The 18,978-nt window shown below is 73.3% G+C and carries 19 protein-coding genes; 12 read left to right on the forward strand and 7 right to left on the reverse strand.

Annotated features, from left to right (window positions below):
• Complete coding sequence (locus tag ASD11_RS16955; protein WP_056290325.1) at nt 1–417, reverse strand: DUF3237 domain-containing protein; 417 nt, start codon at nt 415–417, stop codon at nt 1–3.
• A gap of 84 nt (nt 418–501) precedes the next feature.
• Here ASD11_RS16955 and ASD11_RS16960 point away from each other — a divergent pair, with 84 nt between their 5' ends.
• From ASD11_RS16960 to cofC, 9 genes are all read left to right on the forward strand, one after another.
• Entirely contained in the window at nt 502–1,446 is a 945-nt protein-coding gene (locus ASD11_RS16960) for a cyclase family protein (RefSeq protein ID WP_156464860.1), read from the forward strand.
• Between the two features lie 41 nt (nt 1,447–1,487).
• Complete coding sequence (locus tag ASD11_RS16965; RefSeq protein ID WP_162246512.1) at nt 1,488–1,931, forward strand: nuclear transport factor 2 family protein; 444 nt, start codon at nt 1,488–1,490, stop codon at nt 1,929–1,931.
• A gap of 62 nt (nt 1,932–1,993) precedes the next feature.
• Nucleotides 1,994–3,541 (forward strand): class I adenylate-forming enzyme family protein, encoded by a 1,548-nt coding sequence (locus ASD11_RS16970; protein ID WP_056290336.1) that lies wholly within the window; start codon nt 1,994–1,996, stop codon nt 3,539–3,541.
• Complete coding sequence (locus tag ASD11_RS16975; RefSeq protein WP_056290339.1) at nt 3,538–4,620, forward strand: acyl-CoA dehydrogenase family protein; 1,083 nt, start codon at nt 3,538–3,540, stop codon at nt 4,618–4,620. Before ASD11_RS16970 ends, ASD11_RS16975 begins: the two co-directional genes overlap by 4 nt.
• Nucleotides 4,621–4,648: 28 nt before the next feature.
• Complete coding sequence (locus tag ASD11_RS16980) at nt 4,649–5,806, forward strand: acetyl-CoA C-acetyltransferase (RefSeq protein WP_056290342.1); 1,158 nt, start codon at nt 4,649–4,651, stop codon at nt 5,804–5,806.
• Between the two features lie 5 nt (nt 5,807–5,811).
• Nucleotides 5,812–6,588 carry an enoyl-CoA hydratase/isomerase family protein gene (locus tag ASD11_RS16985; RefSeq protein ID WP_156464861.1) on the forward strand — a complete coding sequence of 259 codons (777 nt, stop codon included), beginning with the start codon at nt 5,812–5,814 and terminating at the stop codon, nt 6,586–6,588.
• On the forward strand, nt 6,585–7,277 hold the full coding sequence (gene npdG, locus ASD11_RS16990; RefSeq protein WP_056290348.1) for an NADPH-dependent F420 reductase: 693 nt from the start codon (nt 6,585–6,587) through the stop codon (nt 7,275–7,277). Before ASD11_RS16985 ends, npdG begins: the two co-directional genes overlap by 4 nt.
• A 4-nt stretch (nt 7,278–7,281) precedes the next feature.
• On the forward strand, nt 7,282–9,834 hold the full coding sequence (locus tag ASD11_RS16995; protein ID WP_156464862.1) for a bifunctional FO biosynthesis protein CofGH: 2,553 nt from the start codon (nt 7,282–7,284) through the stop codon (nt 9,832–9,834).
• Entirely contained in the window at nt 9,831–10,481 is a 651-nt protein-coding gene (gene cofC, locus ASD11_RS17000) for a 2-phospho-L-lactate guanylyltransferase (RefSeq protein WP_056290352.1), read from the forward strand. The genes ASD11_RS16995 and cofC overlap by 4 nt, the downstream gene beginning before the upstream one ends.
• Before the next feature lies 1 nt (nt 10,482).
• Here the strand turns inward: cofC and cofE are convergent, their stop codons facing one another.
• The 6 genes from cofE to ASD11_RS17030 all read right to left on the reverse strand — a co-directional run bounded on the left by cofE (nt 10,483) and on the right by ASD11_RS17030 (nt 15,866).
• Entirely contained in the window at nt 10,483–11,430 is a 948-nt protein-coding gene (gene cofE, locus ASD11_RS17005) for a coenzyme F420-0:L-glutamate ligase (RefSeq protein ID WP_056290355.1), read from the reverse strand.
• Nucleotides 11,427–12,395 carry a 2-phospho-L-lactate transferase gene (cofD, locus tag ASD11_RS17010; RefSeq protein ID WP_056290357.1) on the reverse strand — a complete coding sequence of 323 codons (969 nt, stop codon included), beginning with the start codon at nt 12,393–12,395 and terminating at the stop codon, nt 11,427–11,429. The genes cofE and cofD overlap by 4 nt, the downstream gene beginning before the upstream one ends.
• A gap of 31 nt (nt 12,396–12,426) precedes the next feature.
• On the reverse strand, nt 12,427–13,809 hold the full coding sequence (locus ASD11_RS17015) for an FAD-dependent oxidoreductase (protein WP_056290359.1): 1,383 nt from the start codon (nt 13,807–13,809) through the stop codon (nt 12,427–12,429).
• A 121-nt stretch (nt 13,810–13,930) separates the two neighbouring features.
• Nucleotides 13,931–14,545 carry an energy-coupling factor transporter transmembrane component T family protein gene (locus tag ASD11_RS17020; RefSeq protein WP_056290362.1) on the reverse strand — a complete coding sequence of 205 codons (615 nt, stop codon included), beginning with the start codon at nt 14,543–14,545 and terminating at the stop codon, nt 13,931–13,933.
• Nucleotides 14,542–15,243, reverse strand: a complete 702-nt coding sequence (locus ASD11_RS17025) for an energy-coupling factor ABC transporter ATP-binding protein (protein WP_056290364.1) — start codon at nt 15,241–15,243, stop codon at nt 14,542–14,544. The genes ASD11_RS17020 and ASD11_RS17025 overlap by 4 nt, the downstream gene beginning before the upstream one ends.
• A gap of 8 nt (nt 15,244–15,251) precedes the next feature.
• Complete coding sequence (locus ASD11_RS17030; protein ID WP_056290515.1) at nt 15,252–15,866, reverse strand: biotin transporter BioY; 615 nt, start codon at nt 15,864–15,866, stop codon at nt 15,252–15,254.
• 108 nt (nt 15,867–15,974) lie between these two features.
• On the opposite strand from ASD11_RS17030, the gene ASD11_RS17035 reads away from it, so the two are divergent.
• The 3 genes from ASD11_RS17035 to ASD11_RS17045 all read left to right on the forward strand — a co-directional run bounded on the left by ASD11_RS17035 (nt 15,975) and on the right by ASD11_RS17045 (nt 18,575).
• The gene (locus ASD11_RS17035; protein ID WP_056290369.1) at nt 15,975–16,550 is read left to right on the forward strand and encodes a TetR family transcriptional regulator; all 576 of its coding nucleotides are present in this window, start codon (nt 15,975–15,977) and stop codon (nt 16,548–16,550) included.
• 62 nt (nt 16,551–16,612) lie between these two features.
• Nucleotides 16,613–17,593 (forward strand): GDP-mannose 4,6-dehydratase, encoded by a 981-nt coding sequence (gene gmd / locus ASD11_RS17040; protein WP_056290372.1) that lies wholly within the window; start codon nt 16,613–16,615, stop codon nt 17,591–17,593.
• Nucleotides 17,594–17,600: 7 nt separating this feature from the next.
• Nucleotides 17,601–18,575 carry a GDP-mannose 4,6-dehydratase gene (locus ASD11_RS17045; RefSeq protein WP_056290375.1) on the forward strand — a complete coding sequence of 325 codons (975 nt, stop codon included), beginning with the start codon at nt 17,601–17,603 and terminating at the stop codon, nt 18,573–18,575.
• Nucleotides 18,576–18,978 lie beyond the last annotated feature (403 nt).

Raw genomic sequence — 18,978 nt, forward strand, 5'->3', positions numbered from 1 at the left:
TCAGTCGAGCAGGGACAGGGTGTAGACGCCCTGGGTCGGGCCGACCTCCGCGCGGCCGACGACGAGTCGGCCGGTCAGCCAGGAGTAGCGCTCGTCGGAGGTGTCGAAGCGGAAGGCGGAGTACACAGGTCCGCTCCCCACCCCGTCGGACCAGTCGGCCTTGCCGTCGTAGGTGACCTGGATGAAGGCGCCGTCGTCGGTGCGCAGGCTGATGCGCACGTCCACGACGACCGTCCCGTCCGGCCCCCAGAGCAGCCAGTCCGCAGCGGAGGTCCCTCGCTGGTCGGCGTTGAGGTGGGGCCCCTCGAACCGGCCGCCGACGATGGGCCCCACGAGTCGGTGGCCACGCGGGCCGTCCGCCCGGAGCTCGACCTTGGCCAGGGGGGCGGTGAACGTTCCGAACGGCGTGGCCTGCACGGCTGCCTCCTCGAGGCTTCGACGATGGATGCGCCCGAACTCCTACACAAGCGCTTGCTTGGTATGGTATCCAAGACCATGGCCATGAGCAATCACGTCGACGACCTGCCCTCGTACGAGGAGCTTCCCGTCGTCGACGGCACCGACCTGAGGCACGCGTGGGACGTCTTCGACCCCGCCTCGGGGCTCGGCACGCTGCACCACCTCACCCCGGGCCGGCGCCTCGACGCCCTCGCCTCCGCCCGCGAGGGCCGCACCATCGGGCTCGGCCTGCCGCTGGGCGAGCCGCTGGTCCCGCCGTTCGGCCGGGTGGGGCTGCGGCACGAGGTCTACCCGGCCAACGGCTTCAGCTGGGGCGACCGCCTCGACGGCCTCGACCTCCAGGCCTCGACCCAGTGGGACGGGCTGCTGCACGTCCAGCACCGCGAGGCCGGGTTCTACGGCGGCCACCCGGGGCCCCCTGCTGACGCGCCGCACCTCGGCATCGACGCCTGGGGCAGGAGCGGGATCGTGGGCCGGGGCGTGCTGGTCGACGTCGGGGCCTGGCTCGAGGCGCAAGGCCCCTACGACGCCCTCGAGCGTCGAGCCGTCTCGCCCGACGACCTCCTCGCGGCGGTCCGGGCCCAAGGCACCGAGATCCTTCCCGGCGACGTCCTGTGCGTGCGGCTCGGCTGGTACGCCGCCTTCCGCACGCTGTCCGTCGAGGACGCCCGCACCGTGATGACGCGACCGGTGGGCGCCGGGCTGGCGGCGGGTCCCGCGACCGCGGCCTTCCTCTGGGACGAGCGGGTGGCCGCCGTGGCGTGTGACAACGTCACGGTGGAGGTGCAGCCCGGAGACAAGGCCGACGGCTTCCTCCACCACCGGCTCCTCACCATGCTCGGCATGCCGCTGGGCGAGCTCTTCGACTTCGAGGAGCTGGCCCGCAGCTGCCGGGAGCGGGGACGATGGGACTTCCTCTTCGTCTCGGTGCCCCTGAACCTTCCCGGAGGCGTCGGCTCGCCGGGGAACGCCGTCGCCGTCGTCTGAGGCCGACGCACGACCCGAACGCATCACGAGAGGTGGACGACATGGATCGACTCGAGGACCGGTGGGAGATCGCCGACCTGGTGAGCGCCTACGCCGAAGGCGTCGACGACGGCCGCAGCGCCGACGTCGCAGCGCTGTTCGCCGAGGACTGCGTGTTCCGTGCGTACCGCGGTGAGCGTGGGACGGCCGAGGGTCGCCCTGCCGTCGAGGCGCTCCTGCAGAAGCTCCTGGGGACGTTCGAGGCCACGAGCCACCACGTCTCCAACACGCGCGTGACCTTCTCCGGGGAGGACCGGGCCGACGTCGTCACGGCGCTGCACGCCTGGCACCGCTTCCCGTCCGAGCGTCCCGACGGCATCCTGTGGGGCCGATACCGGGACACCGTCGTGCGAGAGGGTGGAGTGTGGCGCTTCGCCGTCCGCGAGCTCCGCGTGGCGGGCGAGCAGGACTTCCCCTTCGGGTGGATCAGCACCCGCGAGCCCTGAGGCTTGCCACACGGGCAGGCACTCCCTAGAGTAAAACCAAGCAAACACTTGGTAGGAGAAACATGGACCAGATCGGGCGCATGCTCACCAACGCGGCTGTCCAGCACCCCCAGCGCATCGCGCTGAAGACGGGTGACGGGCTCGAGCGCAGCTATGCCGAGATGGACGAACGCACCACCCGCCTGGCCAACGCCCTGCTGGGCACGGGCCTGGAGCCCGGCGACCGCGTGGCCGCCTGGCTCGGCACCTGCCCCCAGTACCTCGAGCTCTACTTCGCCGTGGCGAAGGCGGGCCTGGTCCTCGTCCCGGTCAACGTCCTGTTCACCGAGCACGAGGCCTCCTTCCAGGTGGAGGACTCCGGCGCCTCGGCGCTCTTCCACCAGGCCTCCAACGCCGACCAGGCCGCCTCGCTCGCCGCCGCGCACGGGCTGCAGGCGCACTACGACGTCGGGATCTGGGACGACGCCGACAGCGTCTTCGAGCAGCTGGTGGCCGCGGGCAGCACGACGGCACCGCCCGAGCCCGCCGACGACGCGCTGTTCGTCCTCTCCTACACAAGCGGCACCACGGGTCGCCCCAAGGGCGCCATGGTGACCCACCGCTCGCTCAAGAACACGGCGCGCAACCACGCGCACTCCTACCGCACGCCCCAGGGCAGCGTGTGCATCTACTACGCCAACATGTCGTTCGTCGCCACGGTGCTGGGCCTGCTCATGGGGCACGTCTTCGTGCGCGGCACCATCGTCATGCTGACGTCGCTCGAGGGCCCCGAGCAGGCCATGGACGCCATCGAGAAGCACCAGGGGACCTTCACGTTCGTGCCGTCGCCGTGGCTGCAGCCCATGACCGAGTACGCCCGGCAGCACCCCGAGAAGTGGCAGCAGATGCGCAGCTTCGTGCACTCGGCGTCCAAGGCGCCGGCCTCGACGCTCGAGCGCTGGGCCGACGTCGTGGGCCACCGGTTCCTCGAGGGCTGGGGCATGACCGAGGGCTCGGGCAGCCTCTTCACGGTCACCGACGTCGACGACGTCGTGCAGGGCTCCAAGGCCCGCGACTTCTACGCGTCCACCGGCCGCCCCTGCATCGACGTCGTGGTCCGTGTCGTCGACGAGGACGGGAACGACCTGCCGCACGACGGGGAGGCCATCGGCGAGCTCGTCGTGCGGTCGCCCGCCATGGTGGCGGGGTACTGGAACAACGAGGAGGCGACCGCCCGCTCGTTCCGCGACGGCTGGTTCCACACCGGCGACCTGGGCTCCCTCGACGAGGAGGGCTACGTCTACGTCACCGAGCGGCGGACCGACCTCATCGTGAGCGGCGGCATGAACGTGTACCCCTCCGAGGTGGAGTACTGCATCGCCGACCTGCCCGGCGTGGCCGAGGTGGCCGTCGTGGGCACCTCCCACGAGCGGTGGGGCGAGACGCCCGTGGCCTTCGTGGTGCGAGCCACGGGCTCCGAGCTCACCGAGGCCGACGTCATCGAGCACTGCGCGACGTTCCTGGCGCGCTACAAGCGGCCGGCCCGCGTCTGCTTCCTCGACGAGCTCCCGCGGAACGCCAGCCAGAAGGTCCTCCGCCGCGTCCTGCGCGAGAGCGTCGCGACCGCATGAGCGACACCGCCGTCGACGCCGACCTCGCCGACCTGCTCGCGCAGATCGACGTGATGGTCGCCGGCGCCTACGACGCCGGGTCCGCCCGTCGGCGGGTGGACTCCGGCAGCCTCGACCGGGCCGCCTGGCGGCGTCTGGCAGGCGACCTGGGGCTCGTGGGCCTCCACCTGCCGGCGCACCTGGGCGGCCAGGACCAGCCCTTCGCCTGCACGGCGGCCGTCGCCTCCGCCCTCGGACGCAGGCTGGCCCCCGCGCCCCACCTGGGCGCGCTCGGACCGGCGACGCGGCTGCTCGCGCAGGCCTCCTCCGGCCACCGCGACCGCTACCTGGCTCCTGTGCTCGACGGCCGCAGCATCGTGGCCGTCGCAGGCCTCGAGGGAGGCATCGACGCAGCGCGACCCGTGCTCGAGGTCCGCGGCGGAACCGTCTCGGGACGCCTGCCCGCCGTCCTCGACGCCGACGTGGCCGACCTGCTCGTCGTGGTGTCCGGCGACGCCGTCCTCGTGGTCGAGACCGACAGCGTGGGCGTCACCGTGACTCCCGTCGGGGCGCTCGACCTGACCCGCGGGCGCGCCCGCGTCGAGCTGGACTCCGCTCCGGCCGAGGTCCTCGACGCCACGTCCGACGACGTGCGCCGTGCCGTCCTGGAGGCCACGTGCCTGCTGGCCGCCGAGAGCATCGCCGGAGCCGAGGCCTGCCTGGACGCCGCTCTCGACTACGCCCGCCTGCGCAGCCAGTTCGGCCGGCCCATCGGCGCCTTCCAGGCGCTCCAGCACGCCCTCGCCGACCTCTTCGGAGACGTCGTCTCGGCCCGGGCCGCAGTGGGTGCGGCCGTCCGGTCCGTCGACGAGCCCGGCGGCGGGGCGGAGGAGACCGTGCGGGTCGCCGCCGTGGCCGCGAGCGAGGCCTACCGCCGCGCAGCGCGCGAGAACGTGCACGTCCACGGCGGCATCGGCTTCACGTGGGAGCACGACGCCCACCTGCACCTGCGGCGCGCGCTCACCGACCGCCCGCTGCTGGGGGACCCCGTCTCTCACCGCCGCGCCCTGGGCCGTCTCGCCGTCGAGCGGGCCCGATGAACCACTGTCGTCCACACCGAGGAGAGCTGTGAGCACCGCATACATCGTCGAGGCCGTCCGGACCCCCGTGGGCAAGCGGGGAGGATCCCTCGCGGGCGTCCATCCCGCCGACCTGGGCGCGATCGTGCTGCGCGAGCTCGTCGAGCGTTCCGGGGTGGACCCGGACCTGGTCGACGACGTGATCCTCGGCTGCATCGACACCGTCGGCCCGCAGAACGGCTGCATCGCCCGCACCTCCTGGCTCGCAGCGGGACTGCCCACCCACGTGCCCGGCGTGACGATCGACCGCCAGTGCGGCTCGTCCCAGCAGGCCGTGCACTTCGCGGCCCAGGCCGTCATGAGCGGCACGGCCGACCTCGTCGTCGCGGGCGGCGTGCAGAACATGAGCATGATCCCCATCGGCACCGCCACCACGATCGGTCCCGACCTCGGCCTGGACCCCGATCCCTTCAGCGGCTCCACCGGCTGGGTGAAGCGCTACGGCGACCAGCCCGTCTCGCAGTTCCACGGCGCCGAGCTCATCGCCGAGCAGTGGGGCGTCAGCCGCCTCGAGATGGAGGGGCTGGCGCTCGAGAGCCACCGCCGCGCGCTCGCCGCCATCGACGGCGGGCTCTTCGCCGACGAGGTCGTGGCCGTCGACGGCGCCGTCACCGACGAGGGACCCCGCCGCGGCAGCACCCCGGAGAAGCTGGCGGGCCTGCGCACGCTGCAGCCCGGCGGCCGCCTGACGGCCGCGGTCTCGAGCCAGATCTCCGACGGCGCGTCGGCCGTCCTGGTCGCGAGCGAGGAGGCGGTCCGCGCGCAGGGCCTCACCCCCGTGGCCAAGGTCCACACGATGGCCGTCGCGGGGTCGGACCCGATCCTCATGCTGACCGGGCCGATCGACGCCACCCACAAGGTGCTGGCACGCTCGGGCCTGTCGGTCGACGACATCGGTCTGTGGGAGGTCAACGAGGCCTTCGCCTCGGTCGTCCTCGCGTGGCAGCGTGAGCTCGGGGTCGACCTCGACCGCGTCAACGTCAACGGCGGGGCCATCGCGCTGGGCCACCCCATCGGGGCGAGCGGCACGCGCATCATGACGTCCCTCCTCTCCGAGATGCGCCGCACCGGCACCCGCTACGCGCTCCAGACGATGTGCGAGGGCGGCGGCCAGGCCAACGCCACCATCCTCGAGCTGGTGGAGTGAGCGACATGGGCGAGCCCCGCGTGGTCCTCGAGGTCGACGGCGCCGTCGGCGCCATCACCCTGACCGGACGTGGCGGCGGCAACGCCATGGACCTGGCGTTCGTCCGCGAGCTCGACGACGCCACGGCCGAGGTCACCCGGCTCGCCGAGGCCGGCGGGCTGACGGTCGTCACGGTGCGGGCCCGGGGCCGGCACTTCTGCGTCGGCGGCGACCTGGCCGAGTTCCAGTCGGTCTCCGACCTGCCCGCCCACCTCGACCGCATGACGGTCCACGCCCACCGCTCGATGGCCCGGCTGCACGAGCTCCCGGTGCCGCTCGTGGTGGGTGTCCACGGGGCCACGGCCGGCGCAGGCTGGGGCTTCGTCCTCGCCGCCGACGTCGTGCTGGCCGCGGCCTCGGCCTCCTTCCGTCCCGCGTACGCCGCCGCCGGCCTCACCCCCGACGCGGGCGTGAGCTGGGCGCTGCCCCGGCGCATCGGGTCTGCCCGCGCGCTCGAGGTCGTGCTGGCCAACCGCCGTCACCCCGCGGCGGAGCTCGTGGAGTGGGGCCTCGTCACGCGGGTCGTCGACGACGAGCTCCTCGGGGCCGAGCTCGACCAGCTCGTCGACGCCATGCGCGCCCTCGACCCGGAGGTGGTCCGCGAGACCAAGCGCCTCCTGCACGCCGACGACTCCCTGCGCGACCACCTCGACGACGAGGCCCGGACCATCGCGGCCATCGCGACCCGCGCGCCGGCACCCCCGACCCTCACCAGCCCCGCCCCGCAAGGAGACGCGTCATGACCGACCAGACCCCGAGCCGCACGATCGCCGTGATCGGCGGCACCGGACCCCAGGGCCGAGGCCTCGCCTACCGCTTCGCCCTGGCCGGGCACCACGTCGTGATCGGCTCGCGTGCCGCCGACCGCGCCAAGGAGAAGGCCGACGAGATCGCCGCGCGCGCCACCGAGAACGGCTTCGACGTGACGGTGGAGGGCGACGAGAACGTGGCCGCCGCCCAGCGCGCCGACGTCGTGCTGCTCGCCATCCCGTGGCAGGGACACGACGAGGCCGTCGCCGACCTCGCACCGGCCCTGGCCGGGTCGCTCGTGATCAGCTGCGTCAACCCGCTGGGCTTCGACGCGAACGGCCCCTACGGGCTCGTGCTGGAGGAGTCGGCGGCACAGCGCGCGCAGCGCATCGCACCGGACGCGCGCGTCGTGGGGGCTTTCCACCACGTCGCGGCCCTGTCGCTGTGGCGCACGCCGGACCCCCTGACCCACGAGGACGTCCTCGTCTGCGGCGACGACGCGGAGGCCAAGGACGTCGTGGCCGAGCTCGCCCGTAGCGTCACGGGGAAGCGGGGCGTGGACGCGGGAGCGTTGCGCCTGGCCCGTCAGCTGGAGCCGCTCACGGCGGTGCTGATCAGCATGAACAAGGCGTACAAGACCCGGACCGGTGTCGCCATCACCGGTCTCCCGACGCAGGAGTAGCCCGATGCCCGACCTGGGGATGCCGACCATGCCGGCCCGACGACCCGTGGACCGTGAGGTCGCACGGGCCGTCACCCGCGCGGAGGCGGGCAAGACGCTCGACCTCGCGGAGGTGACGGCGCTCCTCGCGGCCCGCGGCGACGAGCTCGCGCGCCTGCAGGTCGTGGCGTCGCGGGTGCGCGACGCCGGCCTGGTGGCCGTCGGCCGCCCCGGGACGGTCACGTACTCGCCCAAGGTCTTCGTGCCCGTCACGCGGCTGTGCCGCGACCGGTGCCACTACTGCACGTTCGTCTCCACCCCGGGCCAGCTCGAGCGCAGCGACGAGGCCCCCTTCCTCTCGGTCGACGAGGTGCTCGAGATCTGCCGCGAGGGTGCCCGCCAAGGGTGCGCCGAGGCGCTGTTCACCCTCGGCGACCGGCCCGAGGCCCGCTGGCCCGAGGCCCAGCAGTGGCTCGAGGAGGCCGGCTACGACTCCACCCTGGAGTACGTGCGCGCCCTCGCCGTGCGCGTCCTGGAGGAGACCGGCCTGCTCCCGCACCTCAACCCCGGCGTCATGACCTGGCCCGAGCTCCAGCGGCTCAAGCCCGTCGCGCCCAGCATGGGCCTCATGCTCGAGACCACGAGCCGGCGCCTCTTCGAGGAGAAGGGCCAGCCCCACCACGGGAGCCCCGACAAGGACCCGGCCGTGCGGCTGCGCGTGCTGGAGGACGCCGGGCGTCTTTCGGTCCCCTTCACCACCGGACTCCTCGTCGGGATCGGGGAGACGTTGGCCGAGCGCGCCGACTCCCTCCTCGAGCTCCGCCGGGTGCACCGCTCGTACGGGTCCGTGCAGGAGGTCATCATCCAGAACTTCCGGGCCAAGGAGAGCACGGCCATGCGCGCGGTCGACGACCTCGGGACGGTGGAGTACCTCGCCGCCATCGCCACGGCCCGGGTCGTCCTCGGCCCGGGGGTCCGGGTCCAGGCGCCGCCCAACTTGGTCGACCTCGACGAGTGCCGAGCCCTCCTCGCCTCGGGCGTCGACGACTTCGGTGGCATCAGCCCGGTGACCCCCGACCACGTGAACCCCGAGCGACCGTGGCCCGCGCTCGACGACCTGGCGACGCTGTGCCAGGAGGCGGGGTTCACGCTGCGCAGGCGCCTCACGGCGCACCCCGAGTTCCTCGACGTCCCGTGGCTCGACCCGCGGCTGAAGGCGCACGTCGACGCCCTGCGCGACGACGACGGACTGCTCCGCGACGGTGTCGTGCCGCGCGGCCTGCCGTGGCAGGAGCCCGACGGCGGCTTCGAGGACTCCGGCCGCACGGACCTGCACGTGGCCATCGACACCGAGGGCCGTGCCACCGAGCGCCGCTCCGACTTCGACGACGTCTTCGGCGACTGGTCGGAGCTGCGCGAGCGCGTGCGGTCCGGCTCGCCCGCCCTCCTCGGGACGGCGGTGGGCTCCTCGGAGGTGGCTGCGGCCCTGCGCGCCGCCGAGTCGGACCCCGCCGGTCTGTCGCGCGACCACGCGCTCACGCTCATGTCGGTGCCCTCGGGACCCGGCCTCGAGGCGCTGTGCGCCCTGGCCGACGACCTGCGTCGCGAGGCCGTGGGCGACACCGTCACCTACGTCGTGAACCGGAACATCAACTTCACCAACGTCTGCTACACCGGGTGCCGCTTCTGCGCCTTCGCGCAGCGGCGCACCGACGCCGACGCGTACAGCCTCTCGCTCGACGAGGTCGCTTCGCGGGCCCACGAGGCCGTGGCCGCCGGAGCCACCGAGGTGTGCGTGCAGGGCGGGATCGACCCGGCCCTGCCCGGCACCTACTACGCCGAGCTGGCCCGCGCGGTGAAGACGGCGGAGCCCGGGCTGCACCTGCACGCGTACTCGCCCATGGAGATCATGAACGGGGTCGCGCGCACGGGGCTGTCCATCCGTGAGCTCCTGGTCTCGCTCAAGGAGGCGGGAGTCGACTCCCTGCCCGGGACGGCCGCCGAGATCCTCGACGACGACGTCCGCTGGGTCCTGACCAAGGGCAAGCTGCCCACGGCGCAGTGGATCGAGGTCGTGACCACGGCGCACTCGGTGGGCCTGCCCACCACGGCCACGATGATGTACGGGCACGTGGACCAGCCCCACCACTGGGTGGACCACCTCCGGCTCCTCGGTGAGCTGCAGCGCGAGACGGGTGGCTTCACCGAGATCGTGCCGCTGCCGTTCGTCCACCAGAGCTCGCCCATCTACCTCGCCGGCGTGGCCCGGCCCGGGCCCACCGTGCGCGACAACCGCGCGGTCCACGCGATGGCCCGCGTGCTTCTCCACGGACTCGTCGACCACGTCCAGTGCTCATGGGTCAAGCTCGGGCCGGAGGTCTGCACGCAGGTGCTCCACGGCGGCGTCGACGACCTCGGAGGCACCCTCATGGAGGAGACCATCTCGCGGATGGCGGGCTCGCAGAACGGGAGCCGCAAGGAGGTCGCGGAGCTGGAGGCCATGGCGCACGCCGCCGGACGCCCGGCGCAGGAGCGGACCACCTCGTACGGACGCGTCCCGCAGGCGGTGCACGGATGACCGGCTGGACGGCCGTGGTGCCGGTCAAGCCGTGGACCCTGTCCAAGACGCGCCTGGCGCTCCCGGGGGACGCTCGGGAGCGTCTCGCCCGCGCGTTCGCGCTCGACACGCTCGACACCCTGGTCGAGAGCCGGCACGTCACGTCCATCGTGGTGGTCACCGCGGAGCCCGAGATGGCCGCCGCCGCGGCCGGCGTCCCCGGGACCGTCGTCCGTGAGGATCGGCCGATGCTGTCGCGCGACCACCTCAACGCCGCCATCCGGCTGGGTCGCAGCTGGGCGGTGGGGCGTCGCCCGGGAGCACCGGTCGTGGTCGTGCCGTCGGACCTTCCCGCGATGCGCCCGGAGGACCTCGACGAGGCGCTCGTCGCCCTGGGCCGGCACGACCGGGCCCACGTCGTCGACGCCGACGGCCACGGCACCACCCTGGTCGCGGCAGCACGTCCGGCCCTGCTCCGGACGGCGTACGGCCGGGGCTCGGGTGCCACGCACCGTCGTCAGGGCTCGACCATCGAGCTCGACGTCGACCCACGGGTGCGCCGCGACGTCGACCTGCCCGAGCACCTCGAGCAGGCCCGCCACCTGGGGCTGCGGCCGCACGCCCTGGCCGTGGTGGACGCGCTCGTGGCGAGGGTCGGAGCGGCCTGACTCAGGCCAGTGTCACCCTCACCGTGGTGTGCAGCCGGTGGGCCAGCGCGAGGGACTCCACGCGCTGACGCAGGGCGCCGGCCTCGAGCACCTCGTCGGGCCGGTCGCGGCGTGCCGTGATCTCCACGACCTCGCCCGCGACCACGACGGGCAGGGCGTTCGGCCGAGCCAGGTCGACCACGAGGGCGAGCGTGGCCTGGGGGTCGGTGGGGAAGCCTCGACCGTCGGAACCGCCCAGCGCGGCCACGACGGCGTCGCGCGAGCCGAGGCCGAACAGGTCGTCGTCCTCGGCCCGGACCAGTGCCGCGGCGCCGGGGCCGTCGTCCTGGAGGAGGAGGTGTGCCGGGAGCCCTCGCACGACGACGACGGGAAGGCCACCGAGCTTGCCCGAGGCCAGCTCGGCCGCCGAGGCCACCTCGTCGGCGACGGCCGGGGCGGTGACGGCCAGGGCGTTGCCGTGGACGTCCTCACGTCCGGCGAACGACTCGAAGGGGCTCAGCCCCGCGCACCCGATGGCGATGTCGGTCTGGCCCACCCGCCACGCGCGGCCGGCGGTGTCGCTGATGACGACCCCGACCTGGAGCCCGGTGCTCGCGGCGATCCCGTGCCGGATCGCGCGGGCCTCGTCGTCGGGGTCGTCGGGCAGCGACAGGACGGTGCCCACCTCGACGTTGCTCGCGTCGACCCCCGCTGCGGCGAGCGTGAGGCCCGACCACGTGCGGACGATCCGGGTGGGTCCGCGGCGGGCGACGACGCGGTCGGTGCCCTGGTCCACCACGGTGTCGCGGTCCGACCGGCTGGTGAGCCCGAGCGCCTTGCTGACGATCTTGCTGGTGACGACGACGACGTCGCCCTCGAGCAGCTCGGCGTGCTCGGTGACCAGCCGGGCGAGGTCGGTGCCGACCGTCACCTCGCCGATGCCCTCCACCGGGACGACGTGGAGGCTCATCCGCGCAGCTCGTCGGCCAGGGCGAGGGTGTCCTCCGCCAACCGGCGTGTGGTGGCGGGGTCGCGCATCCAGAGCGGCACGGCCCGACCGACCACGCCGAGGGCGTCGAGGCCAGGGAGGTGGTCGGCGTCGGACGCGTCGACGAGCCAGCCGTCGAGCACCCCGCCGTCGCGTCGGGCGCCCAGGTGCCGTGCCACCCCGCCGGCGCTCAGCTCGATGCCGAGCCCGGTGAGGAGCTGGTCGGCCATGCCCCGGACCGCTGCCCCGCCGATGATGGGGGAGACGCCCACGACAGGCGCCCTCGTGGTCCGGACGGCCTCGCCCACGGCCCGGACACCCAGGATGGGGCCCACCGAGACGATGGGGTTGGACGGCGGCAGCACCACGACGTCGGCCTCGAGGACGGCCTCGACCACCCCCGGTGCGGGCACCGCGTCGGCGAGCCCGTGGACCTCGACGGCGTGGACGGGGACCTGGGCCCGGTGGCGGATCCAGAACTCCTGGAAGTGGATCTCCACGTCGGCGCCGTCGACCGTGGTGGCGATGTGCGTCTCGACCTCGTCGTCGCTCATGGGGAGCAGGGTGACGGGCGGCTGCCAGCGCTCGCAGAGGCGGCGCGTGGCGTCGCTCAGCGTGCCGCCCTCGCGCAGGACCATGGACCGGACGAGGTGCGTCGCCAGGTCGCGGTCACCCAGACCGAACCAGGCCTGCTCGGCCCCGTAGGCCTCCAGCTCCTCCTTGGCGTGCCACGTCTCGTCGCGTCGGCCCCAGCCCCGCTCGGGGTCGATGGCGTCGGTGAGGGTGTACATCGCCGTGTCGAGGTCGGGACTCACCCGCAGGCCGTGCATCCACACGTCGTCGGCGGTGTTGACGACGACGGTGACGTCGGCGTCGGGGGCTGCGGCCAGGAGACCCTGCACGAAGCGAGAGCCGCCGACACCGCCGGAGAGGACCGTGATGCGCATGCACCCAGTCTCCCCCACGGGCGCGGTGGGGTCAGGCGCGGGAGATGCGGACCATCTCGTCGCGGGGGACGACCTTCACGCGCTCGCGCTGGTGCTCGTGCGACTCACCGAGCGACAGCTCGTGGGCGTCGAGCTGCTCCCAGCCCTCCCACGTCGTGTACTCGACGGCACGGGAGTCGAGGTAGCGGTCGACGGCCTCACGGTCGGGGTGCTCGGGGGCCTGGAGCGAGTCCAGGTCGGAGAGCAGGAGGTCGATCGTCTGGGCCGCGTCGGACTTGGTGTGGCCGATGAGGCCCACGGGTCCGCGCTTGATCCAGCCGGTGACGTAGACGCCCGGAAGGGCGGAGCCGTCGATCTCCAGGACGCGACCGCCGTCGTTGGGCACGACGCCCGCGTTGACGTCGAAGGGGAGCCCCGGGAGGTTGTCGGAGTAGTAGCCGATGGCGCGGTAGACGGCCTGGACGGGCCAGTCCTTGAACTCGCCGGTGCCGCGCACGTTGCCGGTGCCGTCGAGCTCGGTGATCTCGGTGCGCAGGGCCACGACCCGACCGTCCTCGCCGAGGATCTCGACGGGGTTCTGGCAGAAGTGGATGTGGATGCGGTGGGGAGCGCCCGTGGGCTCCTTGGCCAGGTAGTTCTGCAGCACGTCGACGACGAGCTTCTGGCTCTTGGCCGCGCGGATGGCCTCGAGCGAGCCCTCGTCGAGCTCGAAGCCCTCGGGGTGCACGATGACGTCGATCGTGGGGGAGTGCGACAGCTCGCGGAGCTCCATGGGGGTGAACTTCACCTGGGCCGGACCGCGACGGGCGAAGACGTGGACGTCCTTCGTGACGTTCTTCTTGAGGCCCTCGTAGACGTTGTCGGCGATCTCGGTGACGAGGAGCTCCTCGGCCGTCTTGGCCAGGATGCGCGCGACGTCGAGGCCCACGTTGCCGACGCCCAGGACGGCGACCGACTCGGCGTGGGGCTGGAAGTCCCAGTCGCGCTCGACGTCGGGGTGGCCGTCGTACCAGTAGACGAAGTCGGCGGCGCCGTACGAGCCGTCGAGGTCGATGCCGGGGATGTCGAGGTCGCGGTCGCGGCGGGCGCCGGTGGCGAAGATGACGGCGTCGTAGAACGAGCGGAGCTCGTCGAGCTTGACGTCGTCGCCGAACGAGACGTTGCCGAAGAAGCGGATGTCGGGGTTGGCCATGACGCGCTTGAGCGCCTTGACGATCTCCTTGATGCGCGGGTGGTCCGGAGCGACGCCGTAGCGGATGAGGCCGAACGGGGTGGGGTCGCGCTCGATGATGTCGACCGACACGCTGCCGAGGTCCTCGCGGGCCTCGTCGGCTCCGGCCTTGGTGAGGATGTCGGCGGCGTAGACGCCGGCCGGTCCGGCGCCGACGATGGCGACGCGCAGGTTCCTGCTCATGGAGTGCTCCGTACGTGCGGGGGGCGGTCTGGTCCGACCTCCCAGTCTAGACGGGTGAGGCTAGCCTGACCCCGGCGTCCAGCATGTAATACCTCACAGCCGGAAAGCGCTGCGGTTCCAGTCAGTCCGCGAGTCCGCGGGCCTCCAGCGCGGCCCCGGTCTCGTGTGCACGGGCCACGACACGGATGACGAACGGCGTCAGGAAGGCGCGCGGGTGCTTCCCCAGGCCCCGGGCGCGGGCCGCGTCGCGGGTCTCCAGGGCGAGTGCCACGGTGCCCGGCAGGGCGGCGATGGCGAGCGAGAACGTGAGCGCGACGCGCTCGGGATCCACGCCGACGCGTCGCAGCGGGCCGATCCACCGCACGATGGCGTCGAGCATCGCGTTGACCGGGGTGGTGGCCGTGAGGGTGAGCGCCACGAGGGCGAGCGTCACGAGGTCGAGGAACGACTCGACGGCCTTGTCGCGGCCGTAGAAGAACCACTGGAACGCGCCGACGACGACCGCCACGAGCAGCACGAACCGGGTGGCGCGCCACACCAGGCGGGCGCGGAGCCGCGCCACGGCGCCCAGCAGGAGGGCCACGGCCAGGAAGGCGAAGGCGGCGGGCATGCTGCGGACCGCCACGACGGCAACGGAGAGGGCCGCGACGCCGAGCAGCTTGGGCCCGACCGGCAGCCGGTGCAGGACGCTCGTGCCCGGCTGGTAGACGCCGACGAGGACGGCCGTGCTGCTCATGAGTCCGCCGACGCGAGGTCGCGGTAGTGCGCCACGGCCGCTACGGGGTCGCCGTCGAAGGCGATGCGGCCGTCAGCCACCACGACCACGCGGTCACAGCGCTCGGCGAGGTCGAGGTCGTGCGTGACGAGCAGGAGCTGCTGCTCCAGGCCCAGGAGGAGGTCGCCCACGCGGCGGGTGTTGGCCAGGTCGAGCAGCGTGGTGGGCTCGTCGGCCACCAGGACCCGGGGCTCCGTGGCCAGGACGCCGGCCAGGGCGAGCAGCTGCTTCTGGCCGCCGGACAGGGCGTGGACGCTCACGTCGGCGTGGTCGCCGAGGCCGTGCTGCTCGAGCACCGCCCGGGCCCGCGCCGCTCGCTCCTTCTTGTCCTTCACGTGACGCCGCAGCGACAGCTCGACGTCCTCCACGCACGTGGGCATCACGAGCTGGGCTGCCGGGTCGGTGAAGCAGAACCCCACCATGCGCCGCACGGCGCCGGCGTCGCGGGCGACGTCGACTCCGTCCACCAGCACGCGGCCCGACGTGACCGGGACGAGCCCGTTCACGAGCCGCGCCAGCGTGGACTTGCCGGAGCCGTTGGCCCCCACCACCGCGACCCGGGGCTCGGTGAGCGTGAGGCTCACGGGCTCGAGGACGACGCGGTCGCCGTGCGGCGTGGGCACCGTCACGGCGGCCGCGTCGAACGCGATGGTGGGCACGGTGGTGCTCAGCCTCGGCGCAGGAGCTGCGGGAACGCGCGGTGCACCTCGGCCGCGACGAGCGCGACCACGGTGGTCTTCAGCACGTCGCCCACCCAGAACGGTCCGTCCCAGCCGGCGGCGGTGGCCCAGGAGACGTCCTGGTGCAGCTTCATGCCGGCGATGCCCAGGGGGTGGATCACCAGCACGCTGCCGGCGAAGGCGCAGGCGAACACCACGATGGCGCGGGTCTTGCCGGCGTCGCGGGCCACGTACTTCACGAGCGCGCCGATCAGCAGGGCGGCCAGCGGGAAGGCGTAGAGGTAGCCGGCGCTGATGCCGGTGAAGACGCCCACGCCGCTGCTGTGCTCGGCGAAGACCGGCAGGCCGATCGCGCCGAGCGCGAGGTAGAGGGCCACGGCCGCGAAGCCGCGCAGGGGCCCCAGCAGGGCCCCGGCCAGGCCGACGCCGAGCGTCTGCAGGGTGATGGGGACGCCGGTGCCACCCACGGGGATCGCGCCCACGTAGGCCAGGGCGCTGATGAGGGCGGCGAACGCCGCGACGAGCGCGAGGTCGGTGGCCGAGAACAGCGGGCGCCGTGCCGGCGAGCTGGTCGTCGTGGAGGTCGACGCGGGATCGGTCATGCTGCTCATGGTGTCCTTCGGAGTGCTGCGACGTCGAACTGAACGACGTTCAGGTGAACAATGTTCAGGTAGTGTGGCACGGACGCTTCCCTACTCGCGAGGAACCCCATGGCCCACCGCCGCGCCGACGTCGTCGATGCTGCCCTGCGCATCCTCGACGCCTACGGCCTGCCCGACCTCACGATGCGGCGCCTGGCCACGGAGCTCGACGTCCGCCCCAGCGCGCTGTACCACCACTTCAGCGACAAGCAGACGCTGCTCGCAGCCGTCGCCGACGAGGTCCTGCGGCGCGGCGCGGCGGCCCGCCCCGTCCCGCGGGAAGCACCCTGGGACGTGACCTTCACGGCTGCGGCCACGGCACTGCGCGACACCCTGCTCGCCTACCGTGACGGTGCGGAGGTGGTGGCCACCGCGCACGCCCTGGGCCTCGGCGAGGTGGACCCGCGGGCCGGGCTCGAGTCCGCGCTCGCAGGGCTTCGCCCCGACGTCGTCGACGCCGCCGCCCGCACGGCTCTCCTCCTCGTGCTCGGGCACGTCCAGTCCGAGCAGCTGCACGCCCACGCCGACAGCGCCGGCGCCCGGGTCGGCGCCGACCTGCGGCCCGAGGGCGCGGCCACGTTCGCCGCGGGACTCGACCTCGTGGTGGCCGGTGTCGGGGCGGCGAGCCGCGCCGACGCCACCTGAGCGGAGCGACCTCCTCGCTTCGCTACGCTGACCGGGCCCCGACCCCGTCAGCAAGGACCGTCATGCCCCGCGCCTTCATCACGGGAATCACCGGCCAGGACGGCTCCTACCTCGCCGAGCTGCTCCTCGACAAGGGCTACGACGTCCACGGGCTCGTCCGTCGCTCGTCCAGCTTCAACCGCGGACGCATCGACGGTCTCCGGACCTCGCACCCGCGAGCCGCCGACGCGCTGCACCTGCACTACGGCGACATGACCGACGGCGTGAGCCTCGTGAACCTCGTCGCGGCCGTCCGCCCCGACGAGATCTACAACCTGGCCGCGCAGAGCCACGTCAAGGTCTCCTTCGAGATGCCGGAGTACACGGCCTCGGCCGACGCGATCGGCCCCGTGCGGCTCCTCGAGGCCATGCGTGCCTCGGCGCCGCAGGCGCGGTTCTACCAGGCCTCGACGTCGGAGATGTTCGGCGCGTCGCAGCCGCCCCAGTCGGAGAGCACGGCCTTCTACCCGCGGTCGCCGTACGGCGCCGCCAAGCTCTACGCGCACTGGATGACGGTGAACTACCGCGAGGCCTACGGGCTGCACGCGGTCTCGGGCATCCTCTTCAACCACGAGTCGCCGCGGCGGGGCGAGTCCTTCGTGACGCGCAAGATCACGCGGGGCGTCGCCCAGATCAAGCTGGGCCAGCAGGAGCGTCTCGTCCTGGGCAACCTCGACGCGGTGCGCGACTGGGGCTTCGCCCGCGAGTACGTCGAGGGCATGTGGCTCATGCTCCAGCAGGACGAGCCCGACACCTACGTGCTCGGCACGGGGGCCGGGTTCTCGGTGCGGCAGTTCTGCGAGACGGCCTTCTCCCACGTGGGCCTGGACTGGCAGGACCACGTCGACCACGACGACCGCTACGAGCGGCCCACCGAGGTCGACGCCCTCATCGCCGACCCCTCCAAGGCCACGGAGAAGCTGGGCTGGACGGCCACCACCCACGCCGCCGACCTGGCCCGGCTCATGGTCGACGCCGACCTCGCCCTGTTCTCGGGGCGCTGAGGACACCGTGCCCACGACGCTCGTCACCGGAGTGGCCGGACAGGACGGCGTCCTGCTCGCGCGCCACCTCCTGGCCGAGGGACACCGGGTGGTCGGCACCCGACGGCCCGGCCCCCCGGCCGCGACCGAGGTGTACCTCGACGGCGTGGAGGTGGCGGGGATCGACGTCCGCGACACCGAGGCGCTGCTCGCGTGCGTGAGGAACGCCGACGTCGACCGCGTGGTGCACCTCGCTGCGGCGTCCTCCGTGGCCGAGAGCTGGCGCGACCCGGCGCTCACGCACGAGGTCAATGCCGCCTCCGTCGAGCGCCTCGTCCACGGGCTGGAGCGGCTGGAGTCGCCGCCGCGCTTCGTGCTGGCCTCGAGTGCGGAGGTGCTGGGCGGTGCCTCGGGCCGTGCCGACGGTCAGCACGCCCCGGTCACGCCCTACGGCGAGTCCAAGAGCGCCGCCCACGCCGCCACGGTCGCGGCGCGCGGGCGGGGTCTCGTGGCGTCGGTCGCGGTCCTCTTCAACCACGAGAGCGTGCTGCGTCCGCAGCGCTTCGTCACCCGCAAGATCACTCGCGCCGCGGTCGAGATCGCGGCGGGCCGCCAGGACCGCCTCGTGCTGGGGCCGGTGGAGGTGGAGCGCGACTGGGGCGACGCCCGTGACCACGTCCGGGCGCTCGCCGGCCTCGCCGACCTCGCGTCAGGCGTCGACGTGGCGGTGGCCACCGGCCGGCTCTCGCGGCTGCGCGACGTCGTGTCGGCGGCCTTCGGCGCGGTCGGCATCGACGACCCCTGGTCGCTCGTCGACGTCGACGAGTCGCTCGCACGTCCCGCCGACACCAAGGGCGTGCCGGGTGACCCCACCGCGGCGCGAGAGCTCCTGGGCTGGACCCCCACGACCTCGCTCGAGGAGATGATCGCCGAGATGGTCCGCGTGGAGGTGCTCCGCGCCGAGACCGGCGTCGAGCACCACCCCGACTACCTCAGCCCCTGACGACCCCGTCGGGCGGTGAGCCGGCGTCCGTCTGGGCGGGCCCGAGCCGTGGGGCGGTGAGTTGGCGTCCGTCGGGGCGGGCCGGACCTGTGGTGCGGTGACGTGGCGTCCGTCCTGGCCCCTCACGAGCCGCGGAACGGACGCCAGGTCACCGCCCACCCGGCCCGAGTCGCGGAACGGACGCAAGGACACCGCCCACCCGGCCCGAGTCGCGGAACGGACGCCAGGTCACCGCCCACCGCCCACCGGACGGACGGGCGGGCAGGGAGACGACGAGAGCCGGCACCCCGAGATGGGGCGCCGGCTCTTCTGGGTCGATGCGTCAGGCGCGGGCGGCCAGCTGGTCGTAGATCCAGCTGTACGTCTTCTCCAGGCCGTCGCGCAGGGAGATGGACGGCTCCCA

It is taken from the genome of Aeromicrobium sp. Root495 (assembly GCF_001426755.1).
Classification (GTDB): Bacteria; Actinomycetota; Actinomycetes; order Propionibacteriales; family Nocardioidaceae; genus Aeromicrobium.

Coding starts and splice junctions, on each gene's coding strand:
- ASD11_RS16960 (WP_156464860.1), top strand. CDS start 502: ATGAGCAATCACGTCGACGACCTGCCCTCGTACGAGGAGCTTCCCGTC.
- ASD11_RS16965 (WP_162246512.1), top strand. CDS start 1,488: ATGGATCGACTCGAGGACCGGTGGGAGATCGCCGACCTGGTGAGCGCC.
- ASD11_RS16970 (WP_056290336.1), top strand. CDS start 1,994: ATGGACCAGATCGGGCGCATGCTCACCAACGCGGCTGTCCAGCACCCC.
- ASD11_RS16975 (WP_056290339.1), top strand. CDS start 3,538: ATGAGCGACACCGCCGTCGACGCCGACCTCGCCGACCTGCTCGCGCAG.
- ASD11_RS16985 (WP_156464861.1), top strand. CDS start 5,812: ATGGGCGAGCCCCGCGTGGTCCTCGAGGTCGACGGCGCCGTCGGCGCC.
- npdG (WP_056290348.1), top strand. CDS start 6,585: ATGACCGACCAGACCCCGAGCCGCACGATCGCCGTGATCGGCGGCACC.
- ASD11_RS16995 (WP_156464862.1), top strand. CDS start 7,282: ATGCCCGACCTGGGGATGCCGACCATGCCGGCCCGACGACCCGTGGAC.
- cofC (WP_056290352.1), top strand. CDS start 9,831: ATGACCGGCTGGACGGCCGTGGTGCCGGTCAAGCCGTGGACCCTGTCC.
- cofE (WP_056290355.1), bottom strand. CDS start 11,430: ATGAGCCTCCACGTCGTCCCGGTGGAGGGCATCGGCGAGGTGACGGTC.
- cofD (WP_056290357.1), bottom strand. CDS start 12,395: ATGCGCATCACGGTCCTCTCCGGCGGTGTCGGCGGCTCTCGCTTCGTG.
- ASD11_RS17015 (WP_056290359.1), bottom strand. CDS start 13,809: ATGAGCAGGAACCTGCGCGTCGCCATCGTCGGCGCCGGACCGGCCGGC.
- ASD11_RS17020 (WP_056290362.1), bottom strand. CDS start 14,545: ATGAGCAGCACGGCCGTCCTCGTCGGCGTCTACCAGCCGGGCACGAGC.
- ASD11_RS17030 (WP_056290515.1), bottom strand. CDS start 15,866: ATGACCGATCCCGCGTCGACCTCCACGACGACCAGCTCGCCGGCACGG.
- ASD11_RS17035 (WP_056290369.1), top strand. CDS start 15,975: ATGGCCCACCGCCGCGCCGACGTCGTCGATGCTGCCCTGCGCATCCTC.
- gmd (WP_056290372.1), top strand. CDS start 16,613: ATGCCCCGCGCCTTCATCACGGGAATCACCGGCCAGGACGGCTCCTAC.